Genomic DNA, 19,289 nt, shown 5'->3' on the forward strand with positions numbered 1-19,289 from the left:
ATTAAGGCGATGGATTTGGAAACACATCTTGCACTTGATTGATTGCGTCAATTGCACTTTGAGTAAGTACCATTTGGCTCGTCTGAATATTTTCCTGTAATTGTTTTAAATTTGTTGCACCAATGATTGTACTTGTGGTAAAAAACTGCTGACGGATAAAAGCCAAAGCCATTTGTGTCAAAGTCAATCCGTTATCTTTTGCAATTTGAGCATATAAAATGGTTGCTTTAGTTGCATTTTCAGAATTATAACGTGAAAATCTAGGAAACAAATTAATTCGAGCATTTGGCAGACTTTCCCCGGTTAAAAATTTCCCTGTCAAAACACCAAAAGCCAATGGAGAATAAGCCAAAAGTCCCACGTTTTCATAATGCGATATTTCTGCTAAACTTTGTTCAAAAGAACGATTTAAAAGTGAATACGGATTTTGAATGGTAGAAACGCGGGGCAAATTATGCTTTTTACTTTCCTCTAAAAAGCGCATGATTCCCCAAGGCGTCTCGTTAGACAAACCAATATGTTTGATTTTGCCTTCTTTGATTAATTGCTGCAAGACCTCTAAAACATGTTGAATATTGTCTTCCCAAACATCTTCTTCTTGTACAAAACTTCGTTGTCCGAAATAATTTGTTTTACGTTCAGGCCAATGCAATTGGTACAAATCAATATAATCTGTTTGAAGTCGTTGTAAACTTTTTTCAATTGAAAGTCGTATTGTTTCAGCGTTAAATCTTAAGTCGTCTCTAATAAATTCTAAGCCACGATTAGGTCCTGCAATTTTTGTAGCCAAAACAATTTGATCTCTTTTTCCTGATTTTTTCAACCAAGAACCAATAATCTTTTCGGTACTTCCAGAAGTTTCTTTCATTGAAGGAACCGAATACATTTCGGCAGTATCGATAAAATTTATTCCAGAATCTAAAGCAAAGTCCAACTGGTCGTGACCTTCAGATTCAGTATTTTGTTGCCCAAAAGTCATCGTTCCCAAAGCAATTTCACTCACTTGGGTTTCTGTATGCGGTAAAAAATTGTATTTCATATCACTAATTTGAAGAACGACAAAGGTAAACTTTAGGCTGCTCTTTCAAGTGCTATAAAGTGTGTCAATTCTCCTTTTTTATTAAAAATTGGAAAACTACGAATGTGACATTCGTACGGTTCACCATTTTTTCTATAATTAGTAAGTGTAGTTTCAAAAGACGTTTTATCTGAAATGGCTTTATTGATTTCGGCACGTTTCTCTGACGAAGTAGCAACGCCTTGAAACATTTTAGGAGAATTCCCTATTACCTCATCCGGCTTATACCCACTCATTTCAGCAATTCCATGTGAAGCAAAAACAATTTGAAGATTAGTGTCCGTCACTAAGATAGCATCATTTTCTTTTAATTCATCGTCAAAATCAAAGGCAACATTCCACTTATACACTTTGGAAAGTTGGTTTAGTAACGACAAATCTTTCTGAGCACCCATAAGTGTTCGTAAGAAAACGCTGTATAAATCCCAAGAAAGTAAAGGCATCTTCGCCATTGGCTTGCCTTCATTACTTGCGGCAACGCTTTTTTCGTATGTTTTTAAATCCATCATGACTTCTACATTTAGAGGTCAAAATTAAAATTTATTTTTGTCTTAAACACAAAATCAATTAAGTTTAACTACTGTTGAAGTTCTTTAAACAATTCAAAAATCGAATTTCAGCTGTACAACAACCATTTTCTTGACCTCTGTATTTAAGTTGGTTACCGAAATTCCCAAAAGTCGCACCGAATTCTTTAAACGCTCTTGATATAACAATTCTTTTGCTGTTTCAAAAAGTAGCGCTTTGTTTGCAATGAAATAAAGTACCGTTTTACTTCTGGTTTGCTGTGTAAAATCGCTGTATTTGATTTTGAGTGTCACTGTTTTGCCTGCCAAGTTTTGACGCAACAATCGTTTTTCTAATTGTTCAGCAATCACTTTCAATTTGTCTTCCATAAAAATTTCTGACGAGAGATTCTCATCAAACGTGTGTTCTGTGGCAACAGACTTTGCAATGCGTTCCGATTTTACTTCTCCATTATGAATTCCACGAACTACATTATAATAAAATTTGCCCGATTTACCGAAATATTTTTCTAAAAAATCTAATTCTTTTGCACGTAAATCTAGACCCGTAAAAATACCCAATTGATACATTTTTTCGGTGGTTACTTTCCCAACTCCATAAAACTTTTTTATAGGCAATTCTTCTAAGAATGCCAACACTTCGTCCGGATGCACCGTTTTCTGACCGTTGGGTTTATTGACATCCGAAGCAATTTTAGCTACAAACTTATTTACAGAAATTCCCGCAGAAGCAGTTAAACCCACTTCGTTGAAAATGCGTGCTCTGATTTCTTGTGCTATTAAAGTTGCACTTGGATTTCCTTTCTTATTAATGGTAACGTCGAGATAGGCTTCATCTAGGGACAAAGGTTCGACTAAATCAGTGTAATCATAAAAAATGGCTTGCACTTTTCGGGAAATTTCTTTGTATCGCTCAAATCGGGGTTTTACAAAAATAATATCGGGACAATATTTCTTTGCTAAAGCACCGCTCAATGCACTTCTAACGCCAAATTTTCTGGCCTCATAACTGGCAGCTGCAACTACACCTCGTGCTTCACTTCCACCCACGGCAACTGCTTTTCCCCGAAGTTCAGGCCGATCCATTTGTTCCACAGAAGCATAAAAAGCATCCATGTCCACGTGAATGATTTTCCGATTGTTATATGTAAGATTCGTTTCGGTCAATGTGGTTTTTCATCTGGTTTTAAGTACTGTTCTTCCACATCAGTCTTTATTTTTTGTTCTGTTGGAAAAAAGAAACTTATTGGCTTGTGTTTAAAATGACTCCAGATGGCCGAAGTTACAAATCGGATTTCAAAAATAGAAATGTTGCGTGATCTAAAAGCCAGTCCTAAAGAAAGTCCAAAACTTACCGAGAAGTTAATTAAACCAATAATTCCGACACCAAATATACCCCAAAAAAGCATCATGTGCGTCACTTTAAATCCTGAACCATAAATGGCTAGTGCTAGATTTCCACTGGCAAAACTGATGTGTCGGATATCCAAATTCAACCCAAGGAACAATCCAATTGAAGCAGTACTTCCCATGAAAACACCAAACCAAAAGTTGGAAATGAAACCCGCCCATTTTTTCTCGTACCAATCGGCAAAGCGTTTGGTTCGTTTTTTACCAAATGTTTTCTTTAATAAGGGATGTTCTTGAATCCTGTAATACACTTGATTGTGCTTGTCACGGTTGGAAACCACTCCAGAAATAATACCACTTAAAAATAAAAACAAACCTGCAATTGCAGCGTGAAAAATAGCTAGGGAGTGAACGGGACTGATGTCGGTAATCATGTGTTCCCACTTTGCAGTTCCAATATTACTGCCAAAAATTTGTTGAAATGACCAAATTAGCAACATAGAAACGGGAAACGCCATGGCCACATTTCCAAAGAATGCAATAAATTGGGTACGAAAAACGCGGGCAAATAAGATGGCAAAAGCACCGTATTTCTGGCTGTTATTTCCCTCCTTTTTATGTCCTTCTTCCAATGCTCTTGCCAAAGCAGCGGCAGTCATAGCCGGTTGTTTTGTTGCCAAAGTGAATCCAAGAAGAAAGATTAAAATGAATCCAAGGGAATAATTCATGCTGTAAATAAAAGCCTGACCAAAATAACTGGTATCTACTTTTGACAACAATAATTTTATAATACATAAACAGCCTACAATTAATCCACCACCAAGCGAATTTCGCAGCATTATAAAGTATTCTTTTCTACTCTCCGTTATATAATTTCCACCGGTTTTAGCGGTATGTTGTGTAATTTCGTAAGATAAAAGTTGCGTGCTTTCTGCTATAAATTTCCGAACGTTATTTTTATAGCAATTGTATTTAATAAGTTGCACACTCATTTTGACCGCATTATCATCTTTATCCGTTTCAGCATCCACGATCATCAGAGGAAAAAGCACTTTTAATCGTACCAATTGCTGACGAATACGAAGCAAATTTTGATTGACCCGAAGCGAAATTCCAAATTTCGAACTGTTTTTAAATGCCTTATCTACATATTCCTCGCATTGTTTATGAAAAACCAAAAGTTGCTTGTACGATAAGTCTTCTGAGGTTAAGTGATGTGGTATCTCGGTTTTAATGCGTTCCTCCAGCATCAGCAATTCTTTTTCAAAAGCCGTAAAAGGACTTTCCATACCATTGTATTCTGGAACCATCTTTAAAACATCGGTTTCCATTGCTCGTCCACCAATTCTTTGTGTAATTAAAGTCATGGCATTCATCAATTCGGCAAGTGCTGAAAAGGGTTCTACGTCATCATAAATGGAACCAAATTCAAGCATTTTATGCAACTTCTGTAATTGATCAAATGGAATTTTTCGTACCCAAACACTGTCACTTGACAAATAAAACACTTGGTTCATCACAAATTCCAAAGTGTCTTTTTGCGGTTGATTGGGCAGTATTTTTGCAAACAAGCGGCGTCTAACCTCAAAAAAGAAATCTACATCTTGTAAAATTCCTGCATCTGTTATGGTTAAATCAAATTTTTTCTGATGCAAAATTTGCTTTAAATAAACCGCAAGCTCTTTTCTAAAAGTTGGATTATGATCCAAGAAAGTTAAGAACTCAGTTAAATCCACCACTTCAGCACGATGCGGATGTTCAGGTCGGAAAAACTGCACCAAATCGATTAGCAATTCTAAATCGTCCTCGTTAAACATCCAGCCTTCCTTGTCGTTAAAATGTTGCGACATGAACGTAGCTAAACTGCGCTTTACCTTAGATTTTTTAGATTTCTTAAACAAACCAAATCCCATCTTTTACTGTTGAATATTCGAGGTTAAAAGTACAAAGAGAATTGAATAAATAATTAACTTGCCTAAAAAAATAATTCGATAGAAAATGCAGGAAATTGAACGGAAATTCTTAGTTAAAAATACCGACTTTAAAAACTGGGCTACAGCCAAAAAAAATATTGCACAAGGCTATTTAAATACCAATCCTGAACGAACAGTTCGCGTTAGAATTTCGAACGATAAAGGATTTATAACGGTTAAAGGAAAAGGGAATGAAACCGGAATGACGCGTTTTGAATGGGAAAAAGAAATTCCAGTTGCCGAAGCAAAATCACTATTATTGCTTTGCGAAAAAGGCGTTATTGAAAAGACCCGTTTTGAAATCCCCGTTGGAAACCATCTTTTTGAAGTGGATGAATTTTACGGCGAAAATGAAGGCTTAATCGTTGCAGAAATTGAACTATCATCAGAAACCGAAACTTTTGAAAAGCCCGATTGGCTGGATGTTGAAGTCACCAATGACGAAAAATACTACAATGCTTACCTGAGTAAAAATCCTTATTCTATCTGGAAATAAACGGAAATTAATTAAAATTAATTTCAACTTTATTTGAAACAAAGACACCTTTAATAAAGTGTGGCATTTTCATAATTTCATTAAAGACCTCTTTGTCCATGTTACTTTTGTACTCTTCTTTTAAAGCCACAAATGTGAGTTCAAAATAGTGTTTGGCATTTTCGTCAAGATAAAATTCATTAGGTTCCAAGTAATAGTAACGGTTTTTATTCCAGTTAAAAGTTGTGCTAAGATGTTCAATTTGATTAGGAAGTAGCGTGTGATAATAGTTATTTACCCGCTTATAGTGTTTCTGCATGTAATCTTTAGAAGAATCTAAAAGGCCAATACTGCCCTCTTCTTGGTAAATTTTAAGCAGTTTTTCAGGATTTTCATCAAGCTTTTTAGCCAAGTAATCAATCATCACAGAATCCTTTTGCGATTGAGTGAACGATTCATCAAATTTAAAAACAATTTCATCTGTAAAAAACTGATTAAAAGCCGCGCCAATTTCTATGAATTTATCATTTTCGTAAATTTTATAATAGATTTCTTTTGTCAATGAGCCGCCGGAACTGGGTGAAACATTCTTTGGATCAAGGAAAAAGTGCAGCGTATCGGCGGAATTATTCTTTAGAGAATATTTTATTGTAAAAATTCGCTCTTTCACATGCTCTTCTTTTGAAAAAACCGAATCAATAGTTAAGGTCAACGGCTGTGCAAAGAGCGTTGTTGTTATCAGCAGTAAAGAAATTAAAAGGAGTCGCATATATAGAATTAAGATTTCGAAAAATACACATTTTCGGCGTACCTTTTTGTAGACAATAAAGATTAACGTAGCATTAACTTTGATAGTAAATTTTGACTGAATGCAATGCTTAGATTTGTTAAATAATGCGAAGTCGCTGATTTCAATAATTTAGTTTTTCTTATCTTCGTACATCAACGAGTTATTATTTGAGAATTTTTTTTCCAATACTACACTTTTTCAAACTCAATTTAATATTTTAACGCACTTTTAAATGCTCACTTTTCCACCAAATACTTCTTTAACGAAAGTAATTTTGCACAATTTCAGCTCTTTTATTTTACTTTTTCTTACCTTTATTTTTAGTTCTACTGTCTACTCTCAAAACACATTAAAAATGCCACCTACTTTAAAAAAGGGCGATACCGTTGCTATTATTGCCACAGCTCGAAAAATTGACGCTTCTACACTACAACCTGGAATAAAATTACTAGAAAGTTGGGGTTTAAAAGTCATTTTAGGAAAAACCATTGGCAAAGCGCAAAATCAACTTGCCGGAGCCGATTGGCAGCGTGCTACAGACCTGCAAGAAATGATGGATGATCCCTCGGTCAAAGCAATTTGGGCGGCAAAAGGCGGTTATGGAACCGTAAAAATTGTAGATCGCGTTGATTTCTCAAAATTCAAACAAAATCCAAAATGGATTATCGGATTCAGCGATGTAACAGTTTTGCACAGCCACATGAATAAATTGGGATTTGAGACATTGCACGCCATGATGGCCATTTCTGCACCATCTGCTACCTCGGCAGCTAAGGAAAGTTTGCGAAAAGTTCTTTTTGGTGAAAAACTATTGTACACGATACCTCACCATGATTTTAATAAATTGGGCCAAGCCAAAGGCGAACTTGTGGGCGGAAATCTATCCGTTTTGTACAGCATTCAAGGCTCTGTTTCTGAAGTAGATTTTAAAGATAAAATTTTATTTTTAGAAGATTTAGACGAATATCTGTATCACATTGATCGTATGATGACCAATTTAAAACGAAATGGATCGCTGAAAAACGTTCGTGGAATTATCATTGGCGGCATGACTTCAATGAATGACAATGACATTGCTTGGGGAAAAAATGCGCTTGAAATTATTCAAGAAGCAGTGAAGGATTTGAATATTCCAATAGCTTATAATTTTCCAGCAGGACATATTAAAGACAATCGTGCATTGATAATGGGCGGAATTATTACATTAGAGGTAACGGAAAAAGAAACGAAAGTTATTTTTGAATAAACCAACCTCGTTAAAAGAATTAAGTTATGGCTGATCACAATGATTTAGGAAAGGAAGGTGAAGATCGAGCCACTGCTTTTTTAGAGCAGAATGGGTATACCATTCTGGAACGCAATTGGACTTTTCAAAAAGCGGAAATTGATATTATCGCTCAAATAAACGATGTTCTTGCGGTTGTGGAAGTAAAAACGCGAAGCAGCACCGATTTTGGTTTGCCTCAAGATTTTGTAAAACCAAAGAAAATCCAATTGTTAGTGAAAGCCGTGAATGAATATGTGATCAAAAATGATTTAGATGTACAAATTCGCTTTGACATCATCGCAATTCATAAAGATTTTACTAAGGAATTTGTAATTGAGCACATCGAAGATGCTTTTTTCCACTTTTAAAATTGTATTTGCAACGTTATATTTTTAACAAAATGTATATAAATAGTATATTTGCATCACAAACAACTAACTTTTTATGAAAACAGTATCATCCATCGTAGAAAACTACATTAAAACAAAGCCCTTTTTGCTCAGTGCGCTTTCTCAAGGCATTATAAATTTGACTTCATTGGCACGAAACATCATGATCGAACTCGAAAGCGAGTTGGGTAAAGATGTCAAGCAAGGTGCTGTAGTTATGGCCTTAAAGCGTCTTTCTGACGATTTAGACTTTAGAGTAAACCACAAGATTGTCAAAGTTTTAAAACATATTGGCGAAATCACTGTACGTTCTTCATTAATTGATTTCAATTTTGCCGTTTCAGACACCATTTTAAACAGTCAGGCAGAATTAATTTCAGAAATCAATCAACACTCTGATATTTTTTACACTTCTTCCCGCGGTGTTAATGAAACCAACATTGTGATAAGCGAAAGCATGTCCCATTTGGTTGACAAACATTTTGCTAATGAAAAATTAATTGACACCACGACGGATTTAGCCTCCATTACCATTAAATTACCAAAAGACAACATCTCAACTCCTGGTGTTTATTACTTTATATTTCAAAGATTGGCATGGGAAGGCATTACAGTCAATGAAGTAATTTCAACTTCGTACGAATTCACTATTTTTGTGAGTGAGGATAAAGTTGATGTCGCATTTAAAGTAATTAAGGATTTAAAAGGATTATAAGTTATTGCATACATCTACTTTTATTATATCGTAAGGAGGTAAACTATACCACAAAAAAAACAGCTACTTTTCAGTAGCTGTTTTTTTGTGGTACCAATATTAAACAACTATAATTTCTTTAGCGCCTTCACAGTCAGGAATTATAAAGGTGCTTAAAATGTGCTAACGAAGTTAAAAAGTTGGAAAGAAATCCATCATCGTTTTTCCAAAACTCGCAGAAAGAGAGTAGATTAATAAATTGTTGCGTATTTTATAAAAATATTCACTAAAAATAAATGATAATTAGGTTGATTTTCAACTTAAAGTATATATTTGTAAATCATAAAAAAACTGGAGTTCAGAGACCAATTAAAAAAACGAGGCGGAGTCGAAAAGCCAGCGAGTAGAACAATTTTAAAACAAAACAATTATGGAATGGTATTTAAAAGTAATGCGGCAGTATGCTGACTTTAACGGACGTGCGAGAAGAAAAGAGTATTGGATGTTTATATTGTTTAATATAATTTTTGCTATTGCAGCAATGATATTAGACAATATATTAGGAATTAACTTTGCAGAAGGTTCTGGTGGCCCATTTTACATCCTTTATGCACTTTTTGCACTTATTCCTGGATTAGCAGTTGCCGTTAGAAGACTTCACGACGTTGGAAAGAGCGGCTGGATGATACTCATCGCATTAATCCCCCTAATTGGGAGTATTTGGCTTATCGTTTTAATGTGTACTGATAGCGATTCAGGTTCTAACGAATACGGTCCTAACCCAAAAGACCATACTGCAGAGCTGAATGAAATTGGAAAAACATTTGATATGTAAAAAATAATACTTTTAAATAAAAGCAACTCACAACCGAGTTGCTTTTTTTTGGTCAAAACTGAAATGTATTTACAAAAAAAAACAGCTACCTCTCGGCAGCTGTTTTTATATATTAACTATAAATAAGTAGTCTAAATCTATTTACGATCCACACATTTCGCAATCGTCAGGTGCCGAACTTTTAGCCATTTCAATCATCGCTTTATATTCGTCCGCTGTCATTTCCACTTGTGCGGCAACAACAGGAGCTGCTACTGCTTTGGGTTGTACTTGTGGAATTTCAATTGGAGCCGCTTTCTTATCGTTATTCAACGTAAACTGAATCGCATCAACTGCTGATTTTGTTCTCAAATAATACATTCCGGTTTTCAATCCTGATTTCCAAGCATAGAAATGCATTGATGTCAGTTTCGAATAATTCGCGTCTTGCATAAACAAGTTCAACGATTGCGATTGGTCGATAAAATACCCACGTTGTCTGGACATGTCGATAATGTCTTTCATCGAAAGTTCCCAAACCGTTTTGTACAATTCCTTTAAATCTTGAGGAACAATATCAATATTTTGAACCGAACCGTTGTGACGCATGATTTCTTGCTTCAAATTTTCGTTCCACAAACCAAGGTCAACTAAATCGTGTAGCAAGTGCTTGTTTACCACAATAAACTCCCCTGACAGTACACGTCTTGTGTAAATATTAGAAGTATAAGGTTCAAAAGCTTCATTGTTTCCAAGAATCTGTGAAGTTGAAGCTGTTGGCATTGGTGCTACCAAAAGTGAATTTCTCACACCATGCTGCATTACTTCTTTACGTAAAGAACTCCAGTCCCAACGTCCTGATAAATCTTCGTCTTTCAATCCCCAAAGGTTGTATTGAAACTCTCCTTTTGAAATAGGCGAACCTGCAAAAGTAGAGTACGGACCTTCTTCTTGAGCCATTTCCATCGATGCGGTTACGGCTGCAAAATATAAAGTTTCAAAAATTTCTTCGTTTAATTTCTTCGCTTCGTCACTCGTAAAAGGCAAACGCAATAAGATAAAAGCATCTGCTAAACCTTGCACTCCTAATCCTACTGGACGGTGACGCATGTTAGAATTTTCTGCTTCTTTTACCGGATAGTAATTTCTATCAATAACTTTATTCAAGTTACGCGTTACTCTTTTCGTTACGTCATGCAATAATTGGTGGTCAAATTTTCCGTTTTCCACAAACATTGGTAACGAAATCGAAGCCAAGTTACATACCGCAACTTCATCAGCAGAGGTATATTCCATAATCTCGGTACACAAATTCGACGAACGAATGGTACCTAAATTCTTCTGATTTGATTTACGGTTGGCGGCATCTTTATACAACATATAAGGCGTTCCTGTCTCAATTTGCGATTCTAGGATTTTTTCCCAAAGTTCACGTGCTTTGATGGTTTTTCTACCTTTTTTACGTTCTTCATAATCAACGTACATTTTCTCGAATTCTTCGCCATAAACGTCGTACAATCCTGGACATTCATTAGGACACATTAACGTCCAATAACTGTCTTCTTCTACACGTTTCATGAATAAATCGGAAGTCCACATCGCGAAAAACAAATCACGAGCACGCATTTCTTCTTTACCTGTATTTTTCTTTAAATCCAAGAAGTCAAAGATATCTGCATGCCAAGTTTCGATGTAAATCGCAAAACTTCCTTTACGTTTTCCACCACCTTGGTCTACATAACGAGCGGTATCATTGAAAACACGTAACATCGGAACAATTCCGTTTGATGTTCCATTAGTTCCACGAATGTACGAACCTGTTGCACGAACGTTGTGAATAGACAAACCAACACCTCCCGCAGATTGCGAAATTTTAGCGGTTTGTTTCAACGTATCGTAAATTCCATCAATACTATCGTCTTGCATTGCCAAAAGGAAACAAGAAGACATTTGAGGTTTTGGTGTTCCCGCATTAAACAACGTTGGCGTTGCATGCGTGAAGAATTTTTTCGACATTAAGTCGTAGGTTTCCAATACAGAATCCAAATCATCCAAGTGAATTCCTACCGAAACACGCATCAACATGTGTTGAGGACGCTCTACAATTTTGCCGTTTATCTTAAGTAAATACGAACGCTCCAAGGTTTTAAAACCGAAGTAATCGTAGTTAAAATCTCTGTTGTAAATAATATGCGAATCTAAAAATTCCGCATTATCCATAATCACTTTGTGAACCTCGTCAGATAGCAAAGGCGCTTCCTGATTGGTTCTTGGATTGATGTAATGAAACATTTCATTCATCGTTTCCGAAAAGGACTTGGTTGTGTTTTTGTGCAAATTAGAAATCGCAATTCGCGCTGCTAATTGAGCATAATCGGGATGAGCAATCGTCATCGAAGCTGCTGTTTCTGCCGCCAAATTATCCAATTCTGATGTAGTTACTCCATCGTAAAGCCCTTCAATAACCCGCATGGCTACTTTTACAGCATCTACTAAATCATTCAAACCATAACAAAGTTTTTTTACTCTGTCCGTGATTTTGTCAAACATGACTGGCTCTTTTCGTCCGTCTCTTTTTACTACATACATAATTTTTATGTTTTTCAAAACAGCAAATCCCTTTACTGTTTCAGGTTAATTGTCATGCTGAATTTATTTCAGCATCTCTTCTGTTTTTTAAAGTTCAGATTCTTTTTTATTTGGAGCTATTTCCAGCTATCTGCTTCAATCTGTCATTGCGAGGTACGAAGCAATCTCATCATAGGATTGCTTCGTACCTCGCAATGACAGGATTTTCACTATTATCTAGGCTAAACTAATTTATTGGCTTGGGCTTTTTCAGAATCTTTATTTTAATGACGATGATAATCTTTAAAAATCTTCGTCACTTTGCGTCTTCGTGGCAAAAAATTAAAAATCCGCGTCAAAACTAATTTTCTGAGCATCCGCTGTTCCAGTTCCGCTATTCATTACACCTGCTTTTTGGTATTCCGCCACTTTTTTCTCAAAGAAGTTTGTTTTCCCTTGAAGTGAAATCATGTCCATAAAGTCGAATGGATTTGGCGTGTTGTATTCACGTTCGCAACCTAGTTCTACTAAAAGTCTATCCGTTACAAACTCTAAATATTGCGTCATTAAATTCGCATTCATACCAATCAAACTTACAGGAAGTGATTCTGTAATAAATTCTCTTTCGATGTTTAAGGCGTCAATAATAATGGTTCTGATTCTGTCTTTTGGCACTTTATTTACCAAGTGATGTTGGTGCAAATGCACTGCGAAATCACAGTGAACACCTTCGTCACGAGAAATCAATTCGTTTGAGAATGTCAAACCTGGCATCAAACCTCGTTTTTTCAACCAGAAAATGGAACAAAAAGCACCTGAGAAGAAAATTCCTTCCACTGCAGCAAAAGCAATCAATCGCTCTGCGAAAGAATCCGAATCAATCCATTGAATTGCCCAGTCCGCTTTCTTTTTGATAGCAGGAAAAACTTCTAATGCATTGAATAAATCGGCTTTCTCTGCTTCATCTTTCACGTAAGTGTCGATTAACAAGGAATACGTTTCGCTGTGAATATTTTCCATCATGATTTGAAAACCATAAAAGAACTTCGCTTCTGCATATTGCACTTCATTTACAAAGTTTTCAGCAAGATTTTCATTTACAATTCCGTCTGAAGCGGCAAAAAATGCTAAAATGTGTTTGATAAAGTATTGTTCGTCTTTATTCAACTTATTATTCCAGTCGTTTAAATCTTGTGACAAATCAATTTCTTCGGCAGTCCAGAAACTCGCCTCCATGGATTTATAAAACTCCCAAATATCATGGTGTTTGATCGGGAAAATGACAAAACGGTTTTTATTTTCTTGTAAAATTGGCTCTACTTGCAACATAGTTCACTGACTTTTATACGGTTAAAAATTTGCGCTTTTTGAGATTAGCGCGATACAAAGGTTGCGATTTATTAGGGGAATAAAAAGCCAAACTTATGCACAATTTCTTATAGTTTTAAACAATGTAGCAAACACAAGGGATAAGCGACAATCTATTTTTAACCAATTGATTATTAATACCTTAAAAAGTACACGGATTTAAATTTCGTTTTAAAATATAAGAATAATTTCGAATAAAAAAAAGTTAAAATTATCTTTTTTTCACAGAATTTTGCTTCTTTAATTCCTCTGCTACTTTCTCTAATTCTGCGTACCAATCTTCGCCAAATTTGCGAATCAAGGCTTCCTTTACAAATTTGTAAACCGGAACTTCCAGTTCAGCACCTAAACTACAAGCGGGATCGCAAATGTCCCATTTATCATAATTTACGGCAGCGAATTCTGAAAAATCTTTCACGCGAATTGGGTACAAATGACAAGAAACGGGTTTTTTCCAGTCTACGATTCCTTGATTATATGCTTGTTCAATTCCACAAAGCGCGGTTTTGCCGTCAAAAATTACGTAAGCACAATCCTTCTCATCAATTAAAGGAGTTTCTAATGTTCCGTCAGTTCCTACCACCCAAGTTCCTTGCGCTTCAATAGCTGCAATTCCCTCTTTCCGTAAAAAAGGCTTTACTTTTGAATAAATAGACTCCATGATTTTAGTCTCTTCCTCAGACAAAGGAGCTCCTGCATCGCCATCGACACAACAAGCACCTTTACACGCTGAAAGGTTGCACACAAAATCTTTTTCTAAAATGTCTTCCGACACGATGGTTTTTCCTAGTTGAAACATTTTGCAAAGATACACTTTGAATTTAAGATTGAAAGATAAAATGATGGAAAGGTTGGAAGTTGGACATTGGAACTTGAAGATGGACTTTGGAAGACTTACGTCATAATTTTAAATACACTCCTATCATTGATTTAAAACGGTACAATCGCGCTTGTCGGCTAATATCTTAGAACCTTTGAAAATCAGCACGTAAACTACTCAAATGCTCTGAAAAATTTTAACTCAAAATTAGCGTTCCCTCCAAATATTTAAAATACTTTTGCACCCACAAAAATTGACCCACTATGAACTTAGATTTTAGAGAGATCATCACCGTTGCTATGGTACTTTTTGCCGTAATTGATATAGTAGGAAGCATTCCAATTATCATTGATTTACGTACTAAGTTCGGACATGTGGAATCTGGAAAAGCTTCAATAGTTGCCGGAATAATCATGATTACTTTTCTCTTTGTGGGAGAACAAATCTTAAGTTTGATTGGTATTGACGTCAATTCGTTTGCTGTTGCAGGTGCTTTTGTCTTGTTTTTCTTGGCTTTAGAAATGATTTTAGGTATTCGATTGTATAAAGATGACGAAGCTAGTTCTGCATCCATAGTTCCCATCGCCTTTCCGTTAATTGCAGGTGCAGGAACAATGACTACCTTATTATCACTAAGAGCACAATATCAAGCCATCAATATTATTATCGCTATTGTACTGAATATCTTACTGGTATACTTGGTTTTAAAAGCATCCAAAAAGATTGAAACTAAACTGGGCAAAAACGGCTTGAGTGTTATCCGTAAAACCTTCGGTGTGATACTTCTTGCTATCGCTGTTAAATTATTTGCAAGTAATGTTAAAGCACTCTTCATATAGACTAATTTTTTTTACTTTCACAGACTAAACGCATTCAGATGAAAATTTTCACGATCATATTAATTGTATTAGCAATTGCTTTAATCATTTTTAATATCACAATGCTTGATTTCAACAATTTACTTAAAGGCGATAGTCTTGTTGGATTAATTGGAATTATGGCTTCCGTTTGTGCGGTTTTAATATTAGTTATCTTCCGCATGTCTAAAGCGATTCAAGATAAATCCCACAACTAAAATTCCATGTTTGACGTCTTAATTATTGGAGGTGGTGTAGCTGGAATATCGTGTGCATTGGTTTTAGGTTCAGCTAGAAACAAACATTTTGCATCCGATAAAAAAATCGGTATTTTCACGCACCAAAAATCATCCAATCTTCAGGAAGCTCTATTTAACAATGCTTACGGAATTCCTGCTGGAACATTAGGATCCACTTTGTTACTGGAAAGTACGAAACAATTAAGCGAACAATATCCTCATGTACTTCAACTTGACAACGAAAAGGTCTTGCGCATTGAAGGAATTGCTGGTAACTTCAGACTTACTACTAATAAAACATCGTATAACACCAAAACTATTGTTGTTGCCACTAATTCTTCTGTAACTTTTAATATTGAAGGTTTAATGCATTTTGTTATACCGCACAAAAAAGCAGTTCCAGAAAAAAACCGCATTCAGTTAGAAAACATTGACCATTTAGTTACAAATGGCATTTATGTTGCCGGAACTTTATCAGGATGCAGAAGTCAACTTGCTATTGCTGCTGGAAGTGGCGCTGCCGTTGCCACAGATCTTCTTACGCTTTGGAATAATGGGATTCACTCTCAAGTGCACGATAGTATAAAATAATTTTCTTGCATCTTACTTTTTCATGAACCCTTTGTTGATTGTTCAAAATAGCGCACTCGGTTTTAATACGTAAATTTTGAAGTATTATAAGCGAAGATTCGAAACCATTGCCAATGCTGAAAAACGGAGCAGCTGTGTAATGCAACATTCAGCAAAGCCTACGGTTTCAAACGCGGGATTCTTTTATAAGTACCAATTATTTTATTTTTTCAAAACATTGTTTATCATGGCGTCATAAGGCAGAAGGACTTCGTAGTAATATTTGGAACCAAATAATTGTTGTGCATATTCTGCTGCAATGTACCGCTGGATGAGTTTTTTATTCTGATTGAACTTTTTTAGCAATCCCAAATCACCGAAATCATTTTTAGAAAAGTGATTTGTAAATGCATTATAATACTCCTCCGAATACAGGTTTTTAGCAATAAAACTATCAAATGAGACGCCGCTGTATTTGTTCCTATCTCTATCTAATTGTTCAAAAACAAAATTTCCAACATATGGTGACTGCATGAAATATGAAATTCCCTCATCCCCGTGTTCTACCTGAATTGGTATAAAAACATCGGGAACGATTCCGCCGCCGCCATACACAATTTTGCCCTTTGGTGTCTTGAACTGAATGGTATCTGCAATTTTAATACTGTCTTTGGAATACAATTCGCCACTTTCAAAACGGCGTTCAAATTCATTTTCATACTCTTCACCACCTTTATCATACGCTTTTTGAATAGAACGGCCGGTTGGTGTGTAGTATCGCGCAATGGTCAAACGCACTGCAGATCCGTCTCCAAAATCCATTTCGCGTTGTACCAAACCTTTTCCAAAAGAGCGTCGACCCATAATAATTCCACGGTCGTTGTCTTGAATGGCTCCAGCTAAAATTTCGCTCGCAGAAGCAGAATTTTCGTTAATCAAAATTACTACTTTCCCTTTTTCAAAATCGCCTTTATTCGTGGCAAAAGTTTTATCCACTCGCCCTTTTCTGTTTTTGGTAAAAACGATAAGCTGGTCTTTTGGCAAAAATTCGTCGGCAATTTCAACAGCTTTTTCCAAGTAACCACCACCATTGTCGCGTAAATCAACGATCATCGTTTCGGCATTTTGCTTTTTGAGCGCCAAAAGTTGTTTGTGAAATTCGTCGTAAGTAGTTTCAGAAAAACGGTTTATTTTTATGTATCCCACTTTTTTCCCAACCATCAAACCAACATCCACGCTTTTTATAGGAACCACATTTCGCTCCACAATTACTTTCAGTTTCTTGTTATTCCATTTTCTAAAAATCGTCAATTCTACTTTTGAACCGATGTCACCTTTTAATCTGGAGAACAAACTATCGGTAGGTAATTTTCGACCAAAAAGTTTTGTTTTGTCGGCAAATAAAATTTTATCGCCCGATTTCAATCCTGCTTTTTCTGACGGACCATTTTCCACGACATTGATCACGGACAACGTATCTTTATGCATATAGAAATTAATTCCAATTCCCACAAAATCGCCTTTCATACTTTGAGTTACAGCAGCTAAATCTTCACGACCGATGTAAACGGAATGCGGATCAAGTTGTTGCAAAATATCATTGACCGCCAAATCCACTATAGAATCCGTATTGACGCTATCTACATATTCTCGATCGATTAGTTCAATCAGTTTGTTGAGTTTATTGGTGGGATTTCGCGCAGACGATAAATTGGTTACGGGAAAATTGAGCATTGTTCCTAGCACCACACCCAAAGCGAGTGCCGCAAATAAATAAATAGGAATGTAATTTTGTTTGTTATTCATGCTAATTTAATCCTCTAGTTCAGGAATATGAACTATTTCAATCCCCGCTTTTACCAAAAACTGCAACCCTGAATCGTCGCGATAACCATTTTGATACACCACCCGCTTGATTCCCGATTGGTGAATCAATTTACTGCAATCTTTGCAAGGCGAAAGTGTTATATATAATGTAGCTCCTTCACAAGATTGTGTAGAACCCGCTACTTTTAAAATAGCATTGGCTTCAGCGTGCAAAACGTCCCAGCGGGTCAAACCGTTTTCATCTTCGCAACAATTGTCAAATCCTGAAGGTGTTCCATTATAACCGTCTGAAATAATCATGCGGTCGCGTACAATAATTGCCCCGACTTTTTTTCGTTCGCAATAGGAAAGAGAACCCCATTCCCGTGCAATTTTAAGGTAAGCTTTATCGTATCGCGTTAATTTTTCAGCATCCATTAGCAAATAGTTAAGGTAAAGTGGTGGTAAATTTAAGAAACAAATGTCCTAGAATGATTATTATTTCCAGATTTCACTTTCAATTAACATGGGTATTACAACACCAATTATAATTGACGAAGAAATTAAAATCCAATTGCGTCTTGAATTTCTTATAAAGTTCTGAATCAAGAAGGATACAATTAAAACCGTTATAACCACTGCTAATTGTGCCAATTCGATTCCAACGGCAAACTGCAACATCGGCAATAGCTTTTCAGACGGCGTACCTGCAAGAATTGAATTAAAGTAATTGGAAAATCCAAGACCGTGAATAATTCCAAAAAACAATGTAATTAAAACCGCTATAGAAATACTGGATTTGGCCGCACTTTTTCCGGTTTTAAATAAATTATAAACAGCCGTAAACAAGATGCTGACTGGAATTAGAAACTCAATAAGATCAATGTCAATCGAAACTAATTTATAAACTGCTAAAACTAAAGCTAAAGTATGTCCTAGAGTAAAAACAGAAACAAGGGTAAGCACTTTTTTCCAATCTTTAAAAGCATAAGGAACAACTAAAGCAGTTAAAAACAATACATGATCGTACGCATTGATATCCAAAACGTGGCGTAAACCAATTTGTAAATAGAGCAAAAAATCAGACATAAATTAAAATTTTACAAGTCAGTTTGACCTTTTCAAACTTACAAATTATTTTAAGAAGCTTGAGAAGGAAAAGACATAAAAATGAGGTGTGATTTTTTTGTTAAAAGTTTCAAGATAGTATTCAATAAATTTTAAAATAGATTCTATATTTGCAGAATAATTAAAAACACGATTATGTCATTTGCAGAATTATTTGATAGCGGATTTAAAAACAGAAATAAGGGACATTTCTCGTCAATCGTGAGAGTTGCCATGGAAAATGGACACTTGAGCGACGAAGAGCGTTCGTTTTTAGACAAATTAGCAGTAGAATTGGAAATCTCTACAGAAGAATATGCTGAAATTTTAGAGAATCCAACAAAATATCCGGTCAATCCTCCGTATTTGCACACGCAAAGATTAGAGCGTTTGTATGATTTGTCGCGCATGGTTTATGCTGATCACATTCTAGGACCACGTCAGAAAGAGATTCTAACCCGTTTTGCTTTAGCATTAGGTTTCACGCCAGGAAATGTGAGCTATATTGTAGATAAATCATTGTCGCTTTTGGTTTTAAACGTAGATTTAGATACGTTTTTATTCGAAATGCAACACATGAATAGATAAACACTTCAC

General features: G+C 35.7%; 20 protein-coding genes. 9 read left to right on the forward strand and 11 right to left on the reverse strand.

The genetic code is table 11. The features are described 5' to 3' along the window. Position 1: 1 nt before the first annotated feature. The 4 genes from H602_RS0113745 to H602_RS0113760 all read right to left on the reverse strand — a co-directional run bounded on the left by H602_RS0113745 (position 2) and on the right by H602_RS0113760 (position 4,868). Positions 2 to 1,039 (reverse strand): NADP(H)-dependent aldo-keto reductase, encoded by a 1,038-nt coding sequence (locus H602_RS0113745; RefSeq protein WP_026978520.1) that lies wholly within the window; start codon positions 1,037 to 1,039, stop codon positions 2 to 4. A gap of 32 nt (positions 1,040 to 1,071) precedes the next feature. Beyond that, positions 1,072 to 1,587 (reverse strand): PAS domain-containing protein, encoded by a 516-nt coding sequence (locus H602_RS0113750; RefSeq protein WP_026978521.1) that lies wholly within the window; start codon positions 1,585 to 1,587, stop codon positions 1,072 to 1,074. 93 nt (positions 1,588 to 1,680) lie between these two features. After that, positions 1,681 to 2,772 (reverse strand): DNA polymerase IV, encoded by a 1,092-nt coding sequence (gene dinB / locus H602_RS0113755; RefSeq protein ID WP_026978522.1) that lies wholly within the window; start codon positions 2,770 to 2,772, stop codon positions 1,681 to 1,683. Beyond that, positions 2,769 to 4,868: a recombinase gene (locus H602_RS0113760; protein WP_084404259.1), complete on the reverse strand. Its 2,100-nt coding sequence runs from the start codon at positions 4,866 to 4,868 to the stop codon at positions 2,769 to 2,771. Before H602_RS0113760 ends, dinB begins: the two co-directional genes overlap by 4 nt. 85 nt (positions 4,869 to 4,953) lie before the next feature. Between H602_RS0113760 and H602_RS0113765 the strand changes: the two genes are divergently transcribed. Continuing rightward, on the forward strand, positions 4,954 to 5,424 hold the full coding sequence (locus H602_RS0113765; RefSeq protein ID WP_026978524.1) for a CYTH domain-containing protein: 471 nt from the start codon (positions 4,954 to 4,956) through the stop codon (positions 5,422 to 5,424). Between the two features lie 7 nt (positions 5,425 to 5,431). On the opposite strand, the gene H602_RS0113770 is transcribed toward H602_RS0113765, so the two are convergent. Next, on the reverse strand, positions 5,432 to 6,172 hold the full coding sequence (locus tag H602_RS0113770; protein WP_026978525.1) for a hypothetical protein: 741 nt from the start codon (positions 6,170 to 6,172) through the stop codon (positions 5,432 to 5,434). Positions 6,173 to 6,548: 376 nt separating this feature from the next. On the opposite strand from H602_RS0113770, the gene H602_RS0113775 reads away from it, so the two are divergent. From H602_RS0113775 to H602_RS0113790, 4 genes are all read left to right on the forward strand, one after another. Beyond that, positions 6,549 to 7,439: a S66 peptidase family protein gene (locus tag H602_RS0113775; RefSeq protein WP_245574949.1), complete on the forward strand. Its 891-nt coding sequence runs from the start codon at positions 6,549 to 6,551 to the stop codon at positions 7,437 to 7,439. 26 nt (positions 7,440 to 7,465) lie between these two features. Continuing rightward, entirely contained in the window at positions 7,466 to 7,828 is a 363-nt protein-coding gene (locus tag H602_RS0113780) for a YraN family protein (protein ID WP_026978527.1), read from the forward strand. A 76-nt stretch (positions 7,829 to 7,904) separates the two neighbouring features. Further along, positions 7,905 to 8,564 carry a hypothetical protein gene (locus H602_RS0113785; protein WP_026978528.1) on the forward strand — a complete coding sequence of 220 codons (660 nt, stop codon included), beginning with the start codon at positions 7,905 to 7,907 and terminating at the stop codon, positions 8,562 to 8,564. Positions 8,565 to 8,973: 409 nt separating this feature from the next. Beyond that, complete coding sequence (locus H602_RS0113790; RefSeq protein WP_026978529.1) at positions 8,974 to 9,378, forward strand: DUF805 domain-containing protein; 405 nt, start codon at positions 8,974 to 8,976, stop codon at positions 9,376 to 9,378. Between the two features lie 141 nt (positions 9,379 to 9,519). Here H602_RS0113790 and H602_RS0113795 read toward each other — a convergent pair whose 3' ends face one another. The 3 genes from H602_RS0113795 to H602_RS0113805 form a co-directional block, all read right to left on the reverse strand. Further along, a complete protein-coding gene (locus tag H602_RS0113795; protein ID WP_026978530.1) occupies positions 9,520 to 11,946 on the reverse strand; it encodes a ribonucleoside-diphosphate reductase subunit alpha in 2,427 nt (808 codons plus the stop codon). A 321-nt stretch (positions 11,947 to 12,267) separates the two neighbouring features. Beyond that, positions 12,268 to 13,254, reverse strand: coding sequence for a ribonucleotide-diphosphate reductase subunit beta (locus H602_RS0113800; RefSeq protein WP_026978531.1), 987 nt, complete (start codon positions 13,252 to 13,254; stop codon positions 12,268 to 12,270). 250 nt (positions 13,255 to 13,504) lie between these two features. Continuing rightward, the gene (locus H602_RS0113805; protein WP_026978532.1) at positions 13,505 to 14,092 is read right to left on the reverse strand and encodes a DUF3109 family protein; all 588 of its coding nucleotides are present in this window, start codon (positions 14,090 to 14,092) and stop codon (positions 13,505 to 13,507) included. A 284-nt stretch (positions 14,093 to 14,376) separates the two neighbouring features. Here H602_RS0113805 and H602_RS0113810 point away from each other — a divergent pair, with 284 nt between their 5' ends. Genes H602_RS0113810 through H602_RS0113820 form a run of 3 tightly spaced genes read left to right on the forward strand, consistent with a single transcriptional unit; the run spans position 14,377 to position 15,800 of the window. Next, positions 14,377 to 14,952 (forward strand): MarC family protein, encoded by a 576-nt coding sequence (locus H602_RS0113810; RefSeq protein WP_026978533.1) that lies wholly within the window; start codon positions 14,377 to 14,379, stop codon positions 14,950 to 14,952. 38 nt (positions 14,953 to 14,990) lie between these two features. Next, the gene (locus H602_RS0113815; RefSeq protein ID WP_026978534.1) at positions 14,991 to 15,188 is read left to right on the forward strand and encodes a hypothetical protein; all 198 of its coding nucleotides are present in this window, start codon (positions 14,991 to 14,993) and stop codon (positions 15,186 to 15,188) included. 6 nt (positions 15,189 to 15,194) lie between these two features. Further along, complete coding sequence (locus H602_RS0113820) at positions 15,195 to 15,800, forward strand: FAD-dependent oxidoreductase (protein WP_026978535.1); 606 nt, start codon at positions 15,195 to 15,197, stop codon at positions 15,798 to 15,800. Positions 15,801 to 16,001: 201 nt separating this feature from the next. Here the strand turns inward: H602_RS0113820 and H602_RS0113825 are convergent, their stop codons facing one another. From H602_RS0113825 to H602_RS0113835, 3 genes are read right to left on the reverse strand one after another with little or no spacing between them, the layout of a single operon-like run. Then, on the reverse strand, positions 16,002 to 17,585 hold the full coding sequence (locus H602_RS0113825; RefSeq protein WP_026978536.1) for a S41 family peptidase: 1,584 nt from the start codon (positions 17,583 to 17,585) through the stop codon (positions 16,002 to 16,004). A gap of 6 nt (positions 17,586 to 17,591) precedes the next feature. Beyond that, entirely contained in the window at positions 17,592 to 18,023 is a 432-nt protein-coding gene (locus H602_RS0113830) for a deoxycytidylate deaminase (protein ID WP_026978537.1), read from the reverse strand. Positions 18,024 to 18,083: 60 nt separating this feature from the next. After that, entirely contained in the window at positions 18,084 to 18,674 is a 591-nt protein-coding gene (locus H602_RS0113835; RefSeq protein WP_026978538.1) for a HupE/UreJ family protein, read from the reverse strand. A gap of 174 nt (positions 18,675 to 18,848) precedes the next feature. On the opposite strand from H602_RS0113835, the gene H602_RS0113840 reads away from it, so the two are divergent. Next, on the forward strand, positions 18,849 to 19,280 hold the full coding sequence (locus H602_RS0113840; protein ID WP_026978539.1) for a tellurite resistance TerB family protein: 432 nt from the start codon (positions 18,849 to 18,851) through the stop codon (positions 19,278 to 19,280). The last annotated feature ends 9 nt before the right edge of the window (positions 19,281 to 19,289 follow it).

Source organism: Flavobacterium tegetincola DSM 22377, assembly GCF_000425485.1.
Taxonomy (GTDB): domain Bacteria; phylum Bacteroidota; class Bacteroidia; order Flavobacteriales; family Flavobacteriaceae; genus Flavobacterium; species Flavobacterium tegetincola.